Source organism: Flammeovirga pectinis (assembly GCF_003970675.1).
GTDB classification, from domain to species: Bacteria; Bacteroidota; Bacteroidia; order Cytophagales; family Flammeovirgaceae; genus Flammeovirga; species Flammeovirga pectinis.
Genome location: NZ_CP034563.1, coordinates 1036203 through 1056283, shown reverse-complemented (window position 1 = coordinate 1056283; position 20081 = coordinate 1036203). Strand labels below are relative to the sequence as shown.

The following is a 20081-nucleotide window of genomic DNA, read 5'->3' as shown; positions in this document are numbered from 1 at the left end:
GTATATCAAACGCTATGCAAATTTGTGCAAAAAAAAGGATGAATATTGCTCAGAATATTCACCCCTTTGTTATTTAAATTATTTTTTCTGGAACCTTATAGATTCGTCGTTATTAATCCTCATTATATAAACTCCAGCTGGTAAACGCGAAACATCAACTCTCCCACTAGAAATAATAGAATATTCAAACTGCCCAAGTACATTGTATACTGCAATTGGTGTAGATGATTTTACACCTTTAATATAAATTGTATGTTCTGCAGGAACAGGATACAACACATATTTACTTGCCCATTTATCTTCTATCGCTAATGGTCTGTCTACGTTTGAAACAGAGAATGTAATACTTGCAGAAGAAGCATTATATTTATCATTACCTGCTTGTATTACTGTAAGTGTTACTTCACCTGCATCACCTGATAAAGTAATTGTATTATTATTTAACGTCGCTGGTCCTTCTACTTCATAAGATAAAGTTAAACCAGAAGTTGTTGTTGCAGAAACTTTAATTACTTGCACACCAACTTGATCACCTATAGGTGAAATAGTAATTACTTGATCCATCTTTGCTGGATCATCTACTGTAATTACATTAAAAGTAACCGTTTTTGACGCTACTTCATACATCGTATTTCCTGCTTGAGTAACTGTAACTTTTACTTCACCTGTTTCACCAGTTAATGTAATTTTGTTTCCTTCAATCGTTGCAGGGCCTTCAATTGCATAAGTTAAGGCAAGACCTGAAGTTGTTGAGGCGTCAATAGTAAATGCTTCATCAGAAATTACTTTATCTTCTATAGCTGTGATTGATATTGTTTGTTCTGATTTAATAGAAGTTCCAGAAGTCTTAGCGTATAAATGGATCCCACCAACCTGTAAATTCCAACCAGAATTGTTTTCTTCATTTGTATCAATCATTTCAATTTTCACAAACTTTGTATCGTTAGGAATTGCATTTGCAGGAATAACAGCAAATTCATGTGTGTGTCTCCATTCATCTATTTCACCACTTTCATATACAATGTCATCAGTATATAAAGACGCTTGTTTTGTCTCTATTTTAGTATATGTAATATTATCTGCTGATACATAAACATTAACTCCATGGTCTATAAGGCCTAAATCTAATGCAGTGTTTGCAATCTTTTTGTGATTTTCCCAGACATTAATTTTAAAATGTTCTAAGTTTTTTATTTCATAAACAATACTTCCTGCATTATTATCACTTCTGAACATTCGGTTCTTATCACCTCTGTAAGAAGTACCATTGTCATTCGTGAAATTCAAATTATTTGTTCTAGAATAAAACTTGTCTGTGGTATTAAATTCATCAGAAACTTCAGGTAAAAGGGGTCCGTTTGGTTTTAATTGTCCTTCTTCTAATTCAAAAATAGACTCATCTACAGAAATAGTGATAGCATCAATTCCTAAGTGTGACACCTCATTATTATCATTGTAAAACCTTACTTTACCTAGATTACCTTTATCGAAACCTACACCATTACCTTCTAAAGAAATTTTAAGATATTTCATCTCTTCTGGTAAAGAAGCATTAGAACTAAATGTTACAAGGTTATTTCCCCAAGTATAATTACCTACAAATTGTTTCATTACTAAAGTATCCCATTCAACTTGATCTGTTGAATATAAACAAACAATTTTACCATTATCTTCTAAATCTCTACCGTTTAGTGTGTTCCAAAAATCGACAGAAAAACTATGTATATCATTCATCTCATAAGTAATATACGCTTCTCCTTCTGCTTCCCTTTCAATTAAACTAGGGTCTGCAGTTACAGAGTTACCCCATTGTAAAGTAGATGGACCAAAATTATGACGATCAATTACGTTAGAAAAATCACTTAATTCATCTACACTTTCTAAATTTTTATATAAAATGTCGTTTAATTTTTTCTCCATAGCCTCTTTAACTTCAGCGTATGCAGGTTCGTCAATTACATTAAACCATTCATTTTTATCAAAATTATGGTCGTATAACTCAGCACCTTGTTCGTAGTTAGAAATGTATCTAAATCTTTTTGATTTAAGTGCGTAATTATGGAAATCTTTATATCTAAAATACCAGTTACCTACACTTGTTAGGGCAACTTCATCCCCAGTCCATGTTCCATCAATTGGGTTAGCTAAGAAAGGCTTTACACTATGGCCATCTAAGTCTGCTCCTTTTTCATTTTTCTTATTATCACCCGTCAAATAACAAAGGTCTTTTAACGTTGGATATACATCTACTAAAGATACTGGTTGATGAGATTTCTGTCCAGCAGTACTTTTATGTAGAGGTGATTTTATAATTAAAGGAACTCTTGTTGCATGTTCCCATAAATTGTTTTTCCATGCATAATCCTTCTCTCCCATGTTATACCCATGATCTGAGAAAAGAACAATAACTGTATTTTCTGCATACTGACTATTTTCTACAGCATCAACAACTCTACCAACCATTTCGTCTGCAAAAGCAATGCTTGCCAAATAACCTTGTAGGTAACGTCTTATCCCTTCTTGTCTATCTGTATACTGATTTTCTAAGGCATTAAAAATAGACTGTCCTCTACCATCTTTATTTGAAGTATCGTCAAGATCGTTCCATATTGATGCAGGTATTTCAATATCCTCTAATGGAAATTGTTCAAAATATTTATCAGGAACTGTAAATGGTGAGTGCGGACGAATAAGACCAACTGACATCATAAATGGGTTTTTGCTGTCTTTTTCATCTAACTGTTTGATTTGTTGTTCTATCCATTCAACACTTTTCTCATCAGGCATTTTTGAACGTTCTTCATCAGAAGTATATTCAAACTTTTCCTTTAACGTAGTTGAATACCAACCATTAAAACCAAGAAGTACATCAGACACATAAGGGACATTAGGAATATTTGATAGAGGTCCAAATGTTCCATCTAAACTTCCTCCTTCTTTTCCCATTTCTAGTGTATTATCTGGGTGTTGAACACCAGATTTACCATTAAAAGCAACAGGTCCGTAGTCATGTGTATTTTCTAAATAAAAATCATAGCCGAATTTATTTTCTCCTGAAGCACTGTGTGTAATTTTACCTGTTTTATAAGTAGTATAACCATTTTCTTGGAAATATTCAGACAGTAATTTAGAGTTAATTAATGTCTCATTACTTTTAAAATTTGATGCTCCTGTTCCAAAATGATTTGAAGTAGAAGGTAAAATGCCACTTAAAAAACTAGCTCTTGATGGGTCACAAAGTGGAGCATTACTATGAGCATTCGTAAATAGAATACCAGCGTCTGCAAGTTTATCAATATTTGGTGTTTTTGTTTGCATGTTACCACCCATAATACCGATGTAATCATTTAAATCATCTAAGACAATCATTACTACATTTAATTCTGCATGTGTAATTGCTAAATAAAAACGTTGAGTAATTTCTCCTGAATTTGCTCCTTCTACTGTTACATCAACTTCATAAACTCCATCTGTATTCTTATCTTTTACCTGATCTAAAGAAGGTGGGTTAATAAAAGAAAGATGACCTTCTGAATTTACAGAAAAAAGTTCTTTATCGTCTCCACCAGTAATTGTATAAGTTACTGCATCAATAGCAATAATATCTATTTTTAAGTATCCGCTATTCTCAGCATAATTTTGGTATGCCCCTGTTTTAATTGAAGGAGGTAAAACAACATCCTGACCAAATTCAAACGCTCCTAAATCTGGAATTTCATTGGTTTTTCTATCTGTATTAAAAGCATCATAATCTGTTCCTGTAACAGGATCACCTTTGTCCAACGCAATACTAATATCATAAATTGGCAGGTAAATTAAGCCTGTTGTTTCATCCACTGTTAAAGCACCGAAAGCTAAATCATCTAAACTTGAAATTGCTACATTCGTATCGTCAATTAGATTTTCATCATCTGTAGCACTTATTATGTTATGATGAGCAGTGACATTTAAAGCATTGTTTACTAAAATGTCTAATCCTCCATCATTATCACCATACCTTTTTGTTGGGTTATAGATTATGTTATTCGTAATCGTAACAGATTGATCTACAGCTGAGCTACTTTTAAGCTCAATACCTTCCACTTTTCTATTTCCTACAGCATAATTATCAACAATAGTATTGTTATTCAAATTTAAGTTTCCTACTGACATAACAAATGCACTACCGTTCATAGATACTGATTCATTTCCTGTAAAAAGGCTATTTTCAATAGATACATCGTTCGTGTTTCCATTAGAATAAATTGCACCTCCAAAATGAAAACCCACATTATTAATAAATGCTGAATTTTTAATAGTTAAAGGACCTTTTGCTGTTAATGCACCACCTTGACCATAGGCATAATTGTCTATGAAATTACAGTATTCTATAACTACTGTAGAAGTGTTGTTATTGTTATAAATAGCTGCTCCTCCTGCAAAATTATATTTCTCTTGGTCCTCATTATAAGTACCAACAATATTGCCATAACGTAATGTTAGAAGTTGAAATTTTACTTCAATATTTTTTTGAGTAATAGTAAATATTCTATTGTTTAGAATAGCTTCTTCTAAAGTGTTAGACGGTTTACTTTCTTGAGCCTGTACTATAGATGTTGAAGCATTATCACCTGTAAAAGTTAATGATTTTGTGATAGCAATGTTATTTTCTGTAAGCGTACCACTCAAATGAATTATATCATTCTCCGCCGCAGTTGTTATTGCTTTTGTTATTGTAGCATAAGGTTGGTTTAGTGTTCCTGCATTGGTGTCATTTCCTTCGCTACTTACATAAAAAGTAGATTGCCCAATAGCTAGAGAACCATTTAATAAAGCAATAAATAAAATAATAGTAATTCGTTTCATAAATCTGTTTTGTTAATACATTATCTAAATACAAAGAGCGTAAGTATTTAGCAGTAGTCTAAAAAAATAATTAAGTAGCACTTAGTTAAATGTTTGATGTTACAAGTGTTAGTTTGTAATAAATAAATGTAGAGCAACACCAATTCATCACAAACTAACTAAGAACATCTATTTTAAATTTTTCTTCTTTTTCTTCTTTTTCTTCTCTTGCATTCTCATCCAATAATCTGAGTGTATTAAACCCATAAATACGGGGTCGATTAGTTCTGCATCCCAAGAAATTCTTAAATCTTCAATTTGTTGTACCTTATCTGGGAGTTCGTTTTTTATATTCTTTGTTTCACTTATATCTGCTGACAGATTATAGAGTTCATAGACATCTTTGTTATCCGCTAGATTTCTAATTAATTTATAATCCTGATATCTAACTGCATATTTTTCTTGATCAAACTTTCTAAGGTAAATAACTTCATGAGGATAACCATTGTCTTTTCCTGTTACAAAAGGTATAAGATTAACGCCGTCTAAAGGTTTATCTTTTTCAATTGGTGCACTTGATAAAGCCACTGCAGTTGCAAATATATCAAGAGAACTAATGGCTTTATTAAATGTCTGATTTGCTTTAATAGTTCCTGGCCAGCACATTGCAAAAGGTACTCTAAAACCACCTTCGTATACAGAACCTTTACCTGCTTTTAAAACACCATTATTAGATGCATTTTTTGTTTCTGGTCCTCCATTATCAGATAAGAAATAGATGATTGTGTTTTCTGCAATACCTTGTTTTTTTAATTCTTCTAAAACCTGTCCAATTCCAACATCTACAGCACTTACCATTGCAGCATACGTTTTACGTTTCTTGTCCTTTATGTTTTCAAAACGTTTTAAGTATTTTTCTGATGCTTGTAATGGTGAGTGTGGAGCGTTGTAAGATAAATACAAAAAGAAAGGGTCTTCTGATTTTCCATTTCTTTTAATAAAATCAGTAGCTTGATCAGAGAACGCATCAGTAAGATATTTATCTGTTTTAACAGGTGTATGATTTTTCATAATCCATGTTTTATAACTATCCGGTTCTTCTAAATCAGCTCCATAACTATTTTTGATCGTTAATAACTCAGGAAAATAAGCATGCCCTCCACCAAGGTGACCGTAAAATTCATCAAAACCTCGATTTAACGGATGGTTACTTTTGTGTGCACCTAAATGCCACTTACCAATTATACCTGAATGGTAGTCAACTTCCTTAAGTGTAGTCGCAATAGTTCTTTCCGTTTTAGGTAATCCCATATTTGGGTCCTCTGTTTTATATTGAGGGTTTCTTTCAAAGCCAAAACGCTGCTGATATCTACCTGTAATAAAACCAGCTCTTGATGGTCCACATACAGAATACGATACATAAGCATTTGTAAATTTTACACCATTGTTTGCAATCTTATCTATATTTGGAGTAGGTATATCTTTACAACCATTAAAGCCAACATCTTGATACCCTAAATCATCGCATATAATAACAATAACATTAGGCTTGTTTCTTTTGTTATTTGGTATAGTATCATCTAAAGTTGAGAAACCAAAAAGGCAACTTAACGAGATTACTACTAACGGAACAATATATTTTGTATTGGTTAATTGAAGCATCATAATTCATTAATTCAAAAAATCATTTCTTGAATTTGCACAAATTATAAGTGTACACTATAACACTTAAATTGAACAATGAAAAAAATGCTACTTTTAAATAAAAAGTGCTAGTAATAAATTAGAAAACCTCCCCGTGAGTACTCTTAATTAATGTTTTAGTTAAATAAGAAGAATTATTCAAAAACTTAATCAATAGGTTTGTGGTAAGAGAATTACCAAAAAATCGTTGAATTACTCGTCCTGTAAATAGTCTTTTGCCAAAAGTTGTTTGCCACGTTTTATGATAAATATCTGTCATCTGTTCCCAAGAAATTTCTTCTTTTAAATAACTATCCATTAAAGGTGTTAAGAAAACAGACGCTTGCATTGCCATTGTCATACCATTACCACAAAGTGGAGCAATTATACCTGCGGCATCTCCTAACATTGGAATTGTATTTTCTGAAATAGATTTTTGAGAGAAATCTACTTTAGCGATACTTAATGGTTTATCCCATACCCTTTCATACTTGAGGTATTTATTTAGAAATGGATTTTCAGAAAGATACTTTTGTTCCATCTCTTCTAGTGAATGTGCCTCTTTTAGGTAACTTCCCTTTGCTAAGAAACACATACAGATAATATCATTTTCTACTTTTGATATTCCACAGTATCCACCAGAAAAATTATGCAATTCTATAATATCAGATGCTAGTTCACCTTTTAAGTGATACTTTACTCCAACAAAGTTCTTTAAGCGTGTATTCGTTAAATTTTCTTCTAGATATTTTCTCCTAAAAAACTTATCTAGGTTTGATCTTTTACCAAAAGCACCAATAACTGCTTTAGCTTTAAAAATAGTGTCTTTTGTTTCTACATCCCAATTTTTCGAAATTTGTTGAACACCTAACACTTTCGTATTCGTAATTACTTTAACCCCTTTCTCTATTGCTTTCTGATAAAGTAGATCATCTAATAAAAAACGACTTATTCCTCTTCCTCCAGAAGTTAAGTTAGCAGTTAAATACTCACCATTTACTGCACTCACTTTCAATTTATCAATTATTGGTAAATGAAGTGAAGCTGTATTTATACCAATTCTAGTAAGAAAACCCCAAGCTTCTTCTGCAACGTATTCTCCACATACTCTATGCATTGGATAACTTTTTTGTTCAATTAACTGAACTTTCCAACCCAATTCTGCTAATTGAATACTTAAAGTTAAGCCGCCTAGGCCACCACCAATTACTATGACATCAAAAGAATTATTCATTTTCTATTATAATTAACCAACGAAAAGCCCACTTCCATTCAATAGAGTAACTCCTAACCATGGCAGCTTCTAAATAATATTCAATTTCTTTAAGAGAAAAACCTCTAGCTACAGACAAACACGCATCGTTTTTTACTAAATATGATTTAGAAAAAAATGTAGTAAGCCATTTAATACTATAATAGGCTAAACTATGTCTGTGAAGATCGTTTATAACACAACCTACAGCAGCATTCCTTTTCATCCAACTAAATAAAAATATCAGATCTTTATCAACTAAGTGGTGGCAAAACAAGTTTGTAATAATGATATCAAATTGATCTCCACCATTAATAATATCTCTATAATCTGAACGAATAAATTTGATAGGTAAACCTTCAACATTTTTACGAGCATAATCAATGCATTCTGTCTTTAGGTCAACTCCTATTAATTCTAATTTATATTTTGATCCAAATCGTTTATAAATCTCTTTTAAAGTATCACCACCTCCAGAACCAATATCAAGAATTCTGTAAACTCGGCTATCGTCTTTTAATAATTTTGATAAACCTTTTAAAACAACTTCATAACCACCCAATAATGAGTTGATAGTATGTAATTCATTTAAATTTTTATATAAATCTGATGCAGGAATATCATCTTTATCCAATAATTCTAATTGGTTGCTCCTTTGTCCTAAATCCATAATTTAAAATTGATTTAATGTCATAGCTTCCATTGTTAATCCAGGTCCAAAACCAGCAGAAAAGATGGGCCCTTTAGTTTTCTTATCTATCAAAGATTTTAACACAAAAAGTACTGTTACAGAAGACATGTTACCATTTTCTTTAAGAATATCGTAAGACGTTTGTAATTCACTTTTATCAACCCCAATAGCTGCAGCAATTGTATTTAATATTTTTACACCTCCGGGATGAAAAGCCCAATTTAACTTATTCCTATCTAAGTTTCTTTCCTCAATTACATCATCAAGTAAGCCTTTAATATCATCTCTTATAATATCAGCAACATAATTACTTAACTTCATTTTAAAGCCAAGAGGAGTTATTTTCCACGCCATTTCAGCTTTACCCGACAAAGCTAATCTTGAATCAAACCCAATAAGTTCAAACTTAGAATTCTTATTTCTCTCTGCTGATAAATGCACTGCGGCGGCACCATCTGCAAATAAAGAATTGGCTAAAATATTATCATCATCAAACTCATTCTGAAAATGAATTGAACATAATTCAACATCTACCAATAGCACTTCAGCGTTCTCATCTGATTTACATATTTGGTCTGCAATTCTTAAACCATGGAATGCAGCATAACAGCCCATAAAATTTACTGCTGTTCTTACTATTTTATTAGATAAACCCAATGCCGAAATAATATCTATCTCTAAACCAGGTGCAGATATTCCTGTACAAGAAACAGTAATAATGTGTGTTATCTTACTTAATTGTTCTTTTGTAATACACTTGTCTATTGCTTCTAATGACAATGGTAATGCTTCTTTTTCAAAAAGATCCATTCTATCTTCTACATTAGGTACTGTTGTGTTAAGGAAATATTTATATAAATCTGGAATTACAGAATGTCTATAATCTATTCCACTATTTTTATATATAATATTCAATAACTTTCGCTGCCTGTGCATACCTTCTCTAGTACTTGACTGCATAAATGCCAATAAATCACTCTGTGAATGTTTATTTTTTGGAGACGAGGTAGCTATATTTTGTATGTATGTCATTATTTATTTTTCTCTTATAACTGAAAAAGATCAGTATGGTTTAAAACCGTAAGGAGTATGTAACAACCATTCATACATAAAGCAGAGGTGTTATTCATTCTCATTAGATTTTTAAAATTTGCCGCACTTCTGTTTTTCAATGTTTTAGCCATCCACAAATTAAACCATACAATTAACGGAAAAAGTGAAATGACAAAAACGTAAAAATGTGCAAATGTTGTTTCTTTAAAATAATAGTAAAGTAGTAAACCAGCTATGGCAAACATGACTGTCCCGAAATAGAAAGTTCCTTTTATACCTAAAAGCATACTCATACTTTTATCTCCACTTTCTGCGTCTTGTTTATGCTGATATATCTGCGATAATGGATAGGCTCCTCCTATCATAAAACTAGAAGCAATTGCAGCATAAGGAAGAAAGCTAGAGAAGAAATGTAGATTCCCTGATTGAACACCCTCAAAAACCATCCAAAAAGTCCAAAACCCTTGAAATATAAATACAGTAAGGAAACCTAAAATCGGGTATTTTTTTAACCTAATCAGTTTAGAACTGTAAGCCCTTGACATTACTATATAGACAAGTAATAAACCTGTAAATACTGTGTTTACTAACAGAAGAGAGGTACATAAACCTATTATATCCAATCCTAATGTCACCCAATACAATTGTTTTGTACTCATTGGTGGCTTTTCTAAACCTCCAATACTTTCAGTGTCCTTATCCATATAACTATTGTATCCATTACTGGCAGGGTATATTAAAACATGTAAAATAAGGAATACCCAAATTGATTTATTAGTGCTAAGTACACTAGTTTGACTTAATGCAAAAAAGTAAATTGGCATCAAATAGATTGAGAATGGAATACGAAGAAGAGTAATTGTATTTTTAAGGTTGCTCATAAATTAGATCAAAAAATTAGCTAGTTTAATACGTTTATTGTTGAAACAAATGATTCACTACTAAGCTAATTTATTTAGTTGAATTAAATACTATTTCAATCAGTAATTTTAATCACCAAAATCCTAGTAGGAAAATCTGTTTCTAATTTGAGTATTTAAAAAAGTATTTATTGATCCATTGTTGGTGGTTTTGATTGATTATTAATAAAGTCTATTTATAAAAACTATTAACGATTTCACATCGAACTATTCTGTATATTGCGACAAATTTTGCATATCTATCAAAAGTTATGAAAGAAGAGGACAAACAAATAGTAAGTAGTAGCGAGGTAGACAAGTGTGTTTCTACCATAAATACATTACTCGACGATATAAATCAGTTTTTTGAATTACCTGAGCAGCAACGTATTGCTTTAATGAAAGCTGCGGGACGTTTAACACGACCAAGCAAAGAAGAATACGAAACTCGTAAAAAGGATAAACGAAAAGCACAAAAACGTAAGGAACAAGAAAGAAACAAGCATGCTCGTAAAGAAACGGGTATTCGTAGTGCTAGAGAAGCACAAGTTTTTGTTGCTCCAAAATTATTGGAATCTCTTGATATACCTAAGGAGATGCCAAAATTGACAAAACCAAGGAACTGCTATGTTTGTAAAGCAGAATATACACAATTGCATCATTTCTATGATCAGATGTGTCCGGATTGTGGTGATTTTAACTACGCAAAACGTTTCCAAGGTGCAGACTTAACTGGTCAAGTAGCTGTAGTAACTGGTTCTAGATTAAAGATTGGTTACCACATTACGTTAATTATGCTTAGGTCGGGTGCAACTGTTGTTGCTACTACCCGATTCCCAGTAGATTCTGCAAATAGATTTGCCAAAGAAGAAGACTTTAAAGAATGGGGTCATCGTCTAAAAATTCATGGATTGGATTTAAGACACATTCCTTCTGTAGAGATTTTCTGTAATTATATAGAACAGAAATACGGTAGATTAGATATTCTGATCAATAATGCTGCACAAACTGTCCGTAGACCTTCAGGTTTCTATGAACACATGATGGCAGGTGAAGAAATGCCGTTTGAAGCATTATCTGCTGATACACAAACGTTACTTTCTGAACATCAGTATTGTCTTAACGAACTGTCTGATTTATCTCAAGGTAGTGAAAGTGCTAAAAACGGAAGATTACCAGTAAAATGGTCTACTTCTGAACCAGGTATTGGTATTAGAGCTTCTGCTAAGTTATCTCAGATTCCTTATAGTTTTGATAATTCAATTGCTACAAAGGAAGTTTTCCCAGAAGGTAAATTAGATGCTGATTTACAGCAAGTTGATTTAAGAACAACAAACTCTTGGAGATTAAGAATTGGTGAGATTGAAACTCCTGAAATGGTAGAAGTTCAGTTGGTAAATTCTATTGCTCCATTTGTATTATGTAACCGTTTAGGTAAACTAATGCAAAAAGATGAGACAGGTAAGAAGCATATTATTAATGTTTCTGCAATGGAAGGTAAATTCCACCGTTTCCATAAAGAAGATAGACACCCACATACAAATATGGCTAAGGCTGCATTAAATATGCTTACGCATACCTCTGCAAGTACTTTGGCAAAAGATGGTATTTACATGAATGCCGTTGATACTGGTTGGGTAACTGATGAAGATCCGGCTCAAATTTCTAAAAAGAAAGAAGAAGAACACGACTTCCAACCTCCTTTAGATATTGTAGATGGTGCTGCTAGAGTTTTAGACCCTCTTATTGACGGAATAAACTCTGGAAAACATTGGTCTGGCAAGTTCTTAAAAGATTACTTCCCTATTGATTGGTAGGTAAAAAAAGGCTTTACACAGAAACGGCTATCTAAATAAATTAGATAGCCGTTTTTGTATATGCAAACACCTTATTAATACTTTGAAAAAGGGTAAAGAATCATAGTATTAATAAGATGTTCCTATTAAATTTCAACAATGAGAAAAATCAAAATGATAATATCTTTTTAATTTTTGTTAATACAAACTTACACCGATTATATCACATATAAACTACCCTTTGGGGTAGTTTATATGATTTTCGATTTCTTTTTGTTAATAACAACGCATAGAATTATTCCACTAATTACTTTACCGATAGTATGAATAAGACTAATTCTTCAAATTCTTATTTTATATTGTAACAAATAGAAAAAACTTTATGATTAGCTTTGAAATAATTAGTGACGAAAAATATAATATACTTTCCTGGAATCCAATCCATAAAATCTTAAAAACGGAATGGAATACACCCATTGATATGGACGAGGAACTTTATAGAACCGTAGTTGTTACTCATTTAGAGACAACAGAGAAATATGCTCCTACTAGAATGCTTGTTGATACTCAGAATGCATATTATAATGTTGTACCTGAAACACAAGATTGGATTAATCAGAAATTTGTTAAGATAGTAGACAAAATTAATCTAGAAAAAATGGCTTGGATTGTATCTGAAGATTTTTTCGCTCAGGTTTCTTTTGATCAAGTTATGGATGATGCCACAGAGGCTGCTCCTTTTAAAATGAAACATTTCACAAATAATGAAGAAGCATTAGAATGGCTTCTTATAGAATGACCTAATAACCACTAACCATGTATTCTCAAAAATTATCAGAAGGTAGTTGTTATTCTATTTTATGGGATAATCAACTAGAAATACTAAAAGTCATTTTTCAGCTTGATAGCCAAATTATCAAAAATGACTTTAAAAAGAATTTTGTTTCACAGATTGAAACAATTGCATCAAAAAAACCTAAAAAAGTAATTATAGATAACAATCAGCAACAACATGAAATTATTCAAGATTTACAGTGGTGGATGAATGTACAATATGCAGAAGTATTCCATAATGCTAAAACTCAAAAGTTAGCATGGATAGTCTCTAACGATTTCTTACAAAAATACCTCCTTTACAACATGATAACCCCAGAACAATTAGAAGGGTTATTAAAAACTCACTATTTTTCTAAAGAATTTGATGCTATTGAATGGCTTAAATTGTAAGTTTATACATGATTTTTAAAGCTATACAATTTGCTGCTGAAAAACACAGCGGACAATTTAGAAAAGGAACGAACATTCCTTATATGTATCATTTAATGAATGTGATGAAACTCTTGTGTGATTTTGATTGTACAGATGAGGTAATCACTGCGGGTATTTTACATGATGTTTTAGAAGATACTGCTACTACAACCGAAGAGTTAGAAAGACATTTTGGTAAAGAGGTTACTTCTATCGTAATAAATGATTCAGAAGCTAATAAATCATTACCTTGGAAAACACGTAAAGAAATTACTATTCAAGAACTTAATACAACTCCTCTTTCTTCTTTGTATGTTGCTTTTGCTGATAAATTCGATAACATTACAGCAATAGATAAAGATTATACTAGTATTGGTGAGCCTTTTTGGAGTAGATTTAATGCACAAAAAAAAGAGCAATTATGGTATTACTCTTCTTTGTATGCAATTTTTTCTAATCGTTTGACTTCAAGAAATAATCAAATAGATATTTGCTTAAATAAAATGAAAGCTATTCTAGAAAGACTTATGCTTTCGTAAAAGTATATTCTTTATTGTAAAGATCTGTTTCATATTTAAAACCAAATATTTGCTGCGATTGTATTAACCACTTTCTCATATCCATTTCAATACTTTGCGTATCTTCTTGTTCACCCTTATCTACAAAATCACTCATTAAAAATTCTACAGAAAAAGTCGCTTTTCCTTGCTCTGCAATCTTGTCTAAAATTAATTTAATTTTTCCGTTCATTCTTTTTTTATATTAGGCTTAAATCAGCAACAAATATGTATTAAATGTTCGAATAATTATATCTCTGATAAGACATGTTTACAATCAATCAAGTTTTTTAAGAATTGAAAATCTAGTTTTAATATAATGGTGAATTTATATTTTGGATAGCGTATTTTTTGAAAATGATTTAATCTATTAAACATCACAAAACAAATAGCTGTTATACAATGTTTTGTGTATTTGTATTCCCAGTCTTGTCGTTACAGTCTACTTTCCTTACAAAGTTTTTTTTAAAACATACTCGAATAGTAACAAAATCAATTTTGCGCTAGAAACTACCAACGAAAAGGTTGTAATACATATATTAATAAATTAAATTCAAATAAATTATAACTCATCAATTATGTTCAAAATACGATTAACTACACTTTTATTACTGTGTTCTCTTTTTTATATAACTAGCTGTAAAAAAGAAGTGAAACAAAAAGAGGTTGTGCAATACAAAGTCACAACAAATAAAATAACAACAGAAACAATTCAATCTACCATAGAACTATTAGGTGATATAAAATCTGAAGGACGACATGATCTATCTTTTTTAGTAGATGGGAAACTGATTGCTGTAAAAGTAAAAGAAGGTCAGACTGTAAAAAAAGGCACTGTAATAGCAAAACTTGATCAAGCTGATTATAGAGAAGCCGTTAAGATTGCAAAAGCAAAATTAGAAGAAGCAAACGATCAACTAGGCAGGTTACAAAAAATGTATGATGCAGGTAGTTTAGCAGAAGCTGATTATAAAAAGATTGTCTACCTACAACAACAAGCTGAGTCTAATTATAAAATTTATAGAAATAAGTTAAAGTACACAACGCTTGTCTCTTCTATTAGTGGTAAAGTAGCTAAAGTTTGGGTTAAAAGTGGTGGTGGAATATCACAAGGCGAACCGGTTGTTAGTATTATCGACAATAATACAGTCTATGCATCTGTTGGTGTACCAGAAAACAAGATCAATAAAATTGATTTGACAAAAGAAGCAAAAATTATTGTTGAAGCTACCTCCGATACGCTTTATGGTGCTGTTAGCAAAGTGTACCCTACTGCTTCTAAAATGACGAGAACATTTCAGTTAGATGTTTTAATTGACAATAAGAAAGATCTCTTTAAAGATGGAATGCTTTGTACTGTTGTAATTAATGTAAACAGCTCAGAGAATATTATTAAAGTTCCTCTAGATCATATTATAAATGATATAGATGGAATGAAATACGTTTTTATCAAAAGAAATGATATTGCAAGAAAGCAACGAGTTTATTTAGGTGATATAGTTGGCAACGACATTATAATAGTAAAAGGACTATTTAATAATGATGAGTTAATTATCAATCCTCCTTTAAAATTGATGGATGGAAATAAAGTCATCTAATAAAAAAACACCCAGAACAGATTTAACCTAAAATATATGTCGATTGTAAAATCAGCCTTAGATAATAAGCAGATTATATTAACAATAACATTCCTAATAGTAATGTACGGGGTCTATTCTTTATTGAATATGCCTCGTAGAGAAGATCCCAAATTTAATATTAGAGAAGGTTTAATTGTGGCTGCATTTCCTGGAGCAAACAGTAGAGATGTAGAAATACAAGTAACATCTAAAATAGAAGATGTACTTTTTAGTTACGAAGAAGTAAATAAAGCTAAAACCTATTCTAACTCTAGAGAAGGTGTTTTATATATAGTTGTAGAATTACAAGACTTTGTTACTAATGCAGACGTCTTTTGGTCGAAACTACAAGATAAATTAGCACTACTTAAGTTAGCAGAACTCCCCTCCGGAGTTATTGGTCCAATTGTTCAATCAGATTTTGGTGATACGATTGCTTTGCTTGTCTCTTTTCAAAGTGATAAACGTGATAGTAGAGAAATTAAGAGTTATATAGACCAACTTGCAGATAGATTAAGGGCTATTCCGTCTTTATCAAAAATTAAAAAACTAGGTAATAAAGAAGAGTGCTATTATATCAATATTGATTACAGAAAACTTAGTCAATATAAAATCTATACACCTCAAATTTACGCTTCTCTCCGATCAGAAAATAGTATAGTACCCAATGGTAACATTAAGTTTGATAATAACAGACTTGGCTTTTTAAGTGGTAATTACTTTAGCACTAAAAAAGATATCGAAAATCAAGTAGTTGCAAAAGGTACAAGTGGTCAGGTAATTCGAGTGAAAGATATTGCTGAAGTAAAAAGAGGGTATACAGAAGAAGATCAGAAAATTAGAGTAAACGGTGTAGAATCTATTTTGATATCTATGGAGATGCAAAATGGTTTTAATATTGTAGATTTTGGTAATGAAGTTGATGATGTAATTTCATCTTTTAAAGAAACAATACCTTCGGATATTAGAATTGACAATGTGGTAAACCAACCAACTAATGTAGACGAAAGTATAAGCGATTTTATTCGAGAATTTTTTATCGCTATTGTTTCTGTTATTGTGGTTATACTTCTCTTATTGCCTTTTAGAGTCGCATTAATTGCCACACTTGCCATACCGGTTACAGTTGCATTTACATTTGGTATATTGGATGGATTAGGCATACAATTACAACAAGTTTCTCTTGCATCACTGATTGTAGTATTGGGTATGTTAGTGGATGATGCCATTGTTATTGCAGATAATTATGTTGAAAAATTGGATGAAGACATGCCTCCTTATGAAGCGGCATGGAGATCTGCAGATGAATTGAAAATACCTGTATTTACTGCAGGTTTAACGATTGCAGGTGCATTTTTACCTTTAATTGCATTATCTGGAGCAGTTGGAGAGTTTATTCATTCATTGCCTATTACAGTAGCGATTGCTATTAATGCATCATATTTAATTGCAATGCTATTAACACCTTACCTTTGCTACACCTTTATTAAGAAGAAATTTGAAAAGAAGGCTGATGGTAAAAAGGATTTATTAGATTATCTACAAGCATTTTTTGACCACGCGATAGATACATCTTTTAAATTTCCTAAAACACTTTTTGTATTTTCAACTTTATCATTTTTAGTAGGCGGAAGTTTGTATTTTCTACTAAAACAAAAGTTATTCCCTGCAGCAGAACGAGATCAATTTGTCATTGAAATCAGAACAAAAGAAGGAGCTTCTTTAGCATATACAGATAGTATTACACTAGCCATAGAACAAAAGATTAAAGGTAATGATAAACTAAAAAGTTACGCGTCTTTTATGGGAACATCCTCCCCTAGATTTTATTATAATTATGCGTCTAAGTTTCCGCAACAAAACTTATCTCAAATTTTAATAAATACAACTTCTGTTGAAGCAACAGATGAATGGGTTGCTGAACTTGAAAATACAATTCCAAAGGCTTTTCCAACTGCATATATTCAAGTGAAAAAAATGCAGCAAGGTACACCTTATGAAGCACCCGTAGAATTAAGGATTAAAGGCAGGGATTTAACAACAATAAAAAAGATTGGTGTTGACATGAAAGCCATCTTAAATGCGTCTCCTTATTCTTATAATATAACCGATGATAATTTTGAAAATCAATTAAGTTTAGATATTAGAGCCAATAAAAACGTAGCCAACCAACTTGGGATTACAGATGCCACAATTATGCGTGAGTTGAGTGCTGCTTATAATGGGCTAAAAGTTGGATCGTTATGGGAAGGCAATACTGCTTTACCAATTATTATGCAAGACGAAAATATTAAAGAGAAAGAGATTAGTGCAATGCGTAATTTTTATATTACAAGTTCAATAACAGGCGCTAGTGTTCCTTTAGTAGAAGTTGCAACAATAAATCCTAGATGGTATCCTTCTAACATTAAACATAGAAATGGTATTAAAACATTAACGGTACAATCTATGACAAAAAGTGATGTGCTGCCTTCAGAAATAATTAATTCTATAAGAGATGCTATTGATAGTTATCAACTACCGGAAGGTTACACTTTAGAACTTGGTGGAGAGGATGAAAGTCAGAGGGAAACCTTTGAAGAGATGAACAAAGTAATTGTGTATTGTGTCTTTATTATTTTCTTAGTTATTTTGATTCAATTTAAAACCTTAAATCAGGTAGCAATTGTTCTTGCAGCAATTCCTTTAAGTGTTTTTGGTGCTTTCTTTGGTCTTTTACTTTCAGGATACCCATTTGGTTTTACAGCCTTTGTTGGGTTAGCTAGTTTAGTGGGTGTATCAGTAAGAAATTCAATAATACTTGTTGATTTTGCAAACGAACTTGTTATCAAAGAAGGTCATACCATTAAAGAAGCAGCTATTGGAGCAGGTAAACGTAGAATTAGACCTATATTCTTAACTACAATGGCGGCTGCAATTGGTGTAACGCCAATGATTATTTCTGGTTCTCCAATGTGGGCACCACTAGCAACAGTTTTGGCAGTGGGTTTAGTATTCTCAATGTTTATGACTTTACTAACGATTCCTGTTCTTTATTGGAAATTTGGGGAGACAGCAGCTTTGAAACAACATATTACAGGTGGTGCAGTACTACTTGCTTTATTTTTATTACCAAATCCTACAAAAGCACAAGATGTTATTACGTTAGATCAATGTGTGGATAAAGCAAAAGAGAATAACCAACAACTTCAGTTAATTACTTTAGAAGCTAAAAAGAAACAAATTGAAGTAGATAAAGTAAATGCTAATTACCTTCCAACAGTAATGTTAGATGGTGGTATATTTTGGTATTATCATACGGAACGTACAACAGATGTAGAAATTTCTATCAATGAGTTACCAGTAATTGGGGGTATCCCTCCTATTGGTTTAGGAACTGAGTTTACGCTGGCAGAAAACAATTCATTTATTGGTGTTGCAAATGTTGGTGTTTATCAGCCTATATCACAATTATTTAAAATTAAATCTGGAAGTGAAGTAAAGCAGATTGATCAGAAATTAGTTTTAAATAAATATTTTGAAGCGGAAAATAAAATTAGAGAAGGTGTTTCAAAATTATATGTTGGTATTGCCATTGAAGAAGCAAAAAAAGAAGCGTATAACAAACAGATTGAGCTTATTACACAAAAATTAGAGAAGGTTCAATCTGGAGTTGATGCAGGAGAAATTTTAGATGTTTATGCCTTAGGACTCAATGCAGATCTTTTAGACCATGAGTCGAAATTAAAACAATCTGAAATTGATGCTGAGAAATACAGGTTACAACTAAATACTTTACTTAATTTTCCGCAGGATTCAATTTGGAATGTAGCCAATGTAACCTATGATTCTCTAGGTGTCGAAAGTCTTATCAACTTAGTACTATATGATTCTACTTTAGTTGCAGAGAATTACAAAGTCAAAGAATCTAACTTGATGATAGAAAAAGCTGAAGCTGGATTAAACTATTATAAGCGTCAGCATATTCCAGATATTTCATTAACGGCTCAAGGGTTTTACTTTGGTAATGTGCCATTGGTTCCTCAAACAAATGTTTTAATTGGTGCTACGCTTAGTTGGCCAATTTTACAATGGGGTAAGAAATCTAAAGATGTAGAAATTTCTAAAATTCAACTACAACAAGCTCAAATACAATTAGACGAAAATGAGCGAGAGGTGAATCAAGAATTAAATACTAAAATTCAGGAATTAAAAAACGCTCTTATAGTACTTAAAACTGCTAAAAAAGCATTAGAATTTAGAAATAGAGAATTGAAAATTAAATCTGATGCGTATACAAATGGAATGCTTAGTTTTAAAGATTTTGCAGATACTCAAGAAAAAAATCTAGATACTAAAACGCTGATTTTAAAAGCTACTTCCAATGTGATTGTGAAAGAATACGAGCTTCGGAATTTATTAAGATTAGAAAGTAATTAAAATAAAAAACGTTAGTGCTTTATTCGAAAACAAGCACTAA

The 20081-nt window shown here is 31.6% G+C and carries 13 protein-coding genes; 6 read left to right on the top strand and 7 right to left on the bottom strand.

All coding sequences use genetic code 11. The annotated features are described in order from the left end of the window. Positions 1 to 78: 78 nt before the first annotated feature. The 6 genes from EI427_RS24205 to EI427_RS24180 form a co-directional block, all read right to left on the bottom strand. Positions 79 to 4845, bottom strand: coding sequence for a sulfatase-like hydrolase/transferase (locus EI427_RS24205; protein ID WP_126619925.1), 4767 nt, complete (start codon positions 4843 to 4845; stop codon positions 79 to 81). A 168-nt stretch (positions 4846 to 5013) separates the two neighbouring features. Beyond that, on the bottom strand, positions 5014 to 6489 hold the full coding sequence (locus tag EI427_RS24200) for a sulfatase-like hydrolase/transferase (RefSeq protein ID WP_205727974.1): 1476 nt from the start codon (positions 6487 to 6489) through the stop codon (positions 5014 to 5016). Between the two features lie 118 nt (positions 6490 to 6607). Then, a complete protein-coding gene (locus tag EI427_RS24195; RefSeq protein ID WP_126619923.1) occupies positions 6608 to 7741 on the bottom strand; it encodes an NAD(P)/FAD-dependent oxidoreductase in 1134 nt (377 codons plus the stop codon). Continuing rightward, a complete protein-coding gene (locus tag EI427_RS24190) occupies positions 7734 to 8429 on the bottom strand; it encodes a methyltransferase domain-containing protein (protein WP_126619921.1) in 696 nt (231 codons plus the stop codon). Before EI427_RS24190 ends, EI427_RS24195 begins: the two co-directional genes overlap by 8 nt. Positions 8430 to 8432: 3 nt before the next feature. Next, a complete protein-coding gene (locus EI427_RS24185) occupies positions 8433 to 9482 on the bottom strand; it encodes a type III polyketide synthase (protein WP_126619919.1) in 1050 nt (349 codons plus the stop codon). Positions 9483 to 9496: 14 nt separating this feature from the next. Further along, on the bottom strand, positions 9497 to 10384 hold the full coding sequence (locus tag EI427_RS24180; protein WP_126619917.1) for a UbiA family prenyltransferase: 888 nt from the start codon (positions 10382 to 10384) through the stop codon (positions 9497 to 9499). Positions 10385 to 10674: 290 nt separating this feature from the next. On the opposite strand from EI427_RS24180, the gene EI427_RS24175 reads away from it, so the two are divergent. The 4 genes from EI427_RS24175 (at position 10675) to EI427_RS24160 (ending at position 13985) form a co-directional block, all read left to right on the top strand. Beyond that, entirely contained in the window at positions 10675 to 12219 is a 1545-nt protein-coding gene (locus EI427_RS24175) for an SDR family oxidoreductase (protein ID WP_126619915.1), read from the top strand. A gap of 361 nt (positions 12220 to 12580) precedes the next feature. After that, positions 12581 to 12997 (top strand): STAS/SEC14 domain-containing protein, encoded by a 417-nt coding sequence (locus tag EI427_RS24170; protein ID WP_126619913.1) that lies wholly within the window; start codon positions 12581 to 12583, stop codon positions 12995 to 12997. A gap of 17 nt (positions 12998 to 13014) precedes the next feature. Continuing rightward, a complete protein-coding gene (locus tag EI427_RS24165; RefSeq protein ID WP_126619911.1) occupies positions 13015 to 13425 on the top strand; it encodes a hypothetical protein in 411 nt (136 codons plus the stop codon). Positions 13426 to 13433: 8 nt separating this feature from the next. After that, positions 13434 to 13985 (top strand): HD domain-containing protein, encoded by a 552-nt coding sequence (locus tag EI427_RS24160; protein WP_126619909.1) that lies wholly within the window; start codon positions 13434 to 13436, stop codon positions 13983 to 13985. On the opposite strand, the gene EI427_RS24155 is transcribed toward EI427_RS24160, so the two are convergent. Continuing rightward, the gene (locus EI427_RS24155; protein WP_126619907.1) at positions 13972 to 14196 is read right to left on the bottom strand and encodes a hypothetical protein; all 225 of its coding nucleotides are present in this window, start codon (positions 14194 to 14196) and stop codon (positions 13972 to 13974) included. The two genes, EI427_RS24160 and EI427_RS24155, sit on opposite strands and share 14 nt — an antisense overlap. A gap of 457 nt (positions 14197 to 14653) precedes the next feature. On the opposite strand from EI427_RS24155, the gene EI427_RS24150 reads away from it, so the two are divergent. Both EI427_RS24150 and EI427_RS24145 read left to right on the top strand, forming a co-directional pair. Then, on the top strand, positions 14654 to 15601 hold the full coding sequence (locus EI427_RS24150) for an efflux RND transporter periplasmic adaptor subunit (RefSeq protein WP_205727973.1): 948 nt from the start codon (positions 14654 to 14656) through the stop codon (positions 15599 to 15601). 36 nt (positions 15602 to 15637) lie between these two features. Next, positions 15638 to 20041 carry an efflux RND transporter permease subunit gene (locus EI427_RS24145; RefSeq protein WP_126619903.1) on the top strand — a complete coding sequence of 1468 codons (4404 nt, stop codon included), beginning with the start codon at positions 15638 to 15640 and terminating at the stop codon, positions 20039 to 20041. Positions 20042 to 20081 lie beyond the last annotated feature (40 nt).

Bases quoted from the DNA above. Each gene is read 5' to 3' on its own strand.
- EI427_RS24175 (WP_126619915.1), top strand. From the start codon at position 10,675: ATGAAAGAAGAGGACAAACAAATAGTAAGTAGTAGCGAGGTAGACAAG.
- EI427_RS24185 (WP_126619919.1), bottom strand. From the start codon at position 9,482: ATGACATACATACAAAATATAGCTACCTCGTCTCCAAAAAATAAACAT.
- EI427_RS24200 (WP_205727974.1), bottom strand. From the start codon at position 6,489: ATGATGCTTCAATTAACCAATACAAAATATATTGTTCCGTTAGTAGTA.
- EI427_RS24170 (WP_126619913.1), top strand. From the start codon at position 12,581: ATGATTAGCTTTGAAATAATTAGTGACGAAAAATATAATATACTTTCC.
- EI427_RS24195 (WP_126619923.1), bottom strand. From the start codon at position 7,741: ATGAATAATTCTTTTGATGTCATAGTAATTGGTGGTGGCCTAGGCGGC.
- EI427_RS24145 (WP_126619903.1), top strand. From the start codon at position 15,638: ATGTCGATTGTAAAATCAGCCTTAGATAATAAGCAGATTATATTAACA.
- EI427_RS24155 (WP_126619907.1), bottom strand. From the start codon at position 14,196: ATGAACGGAAAAATTAAATTAATTTTAGACAAGATTGCAGAGCAAGGA.
- EI427_RS24205 (WP_126619925.1), bottom strand. From the start codon at position 4,845: ATGAAACGAATTACTATTATTTTATTTATTGCTTTATTAAATGGTTCT.
- EI427_RS24160 (WP_126619909.1), top strand. From the start codon at position 13,434: ATGATTTTTAAAGCTATACAATTTGCTGCTGAAAAACACAGCGGACAA.
- EI427_RS24180 (WP_126619917.1), bottom strand. From the start codon at position 10,384: ATGAGCAACCTTAAAAATACAATTACTCTTCTTCGTATTCCATTCTCA.
- EI427_RS24165 (WP_126619911.1), top strand. From the start codon at position 13,015: ATGTATTCTCAAAAATTATCAGAAGGTAGTTGTTATTCTATTTTATGG.
- EI427_RS24190 (WP_126619921.1), bottom strand. From the start codon at position 8,429: ATGGATTTAGGACAAAGGAGCAACCAATTAGAATTATTGGATAAAGAT.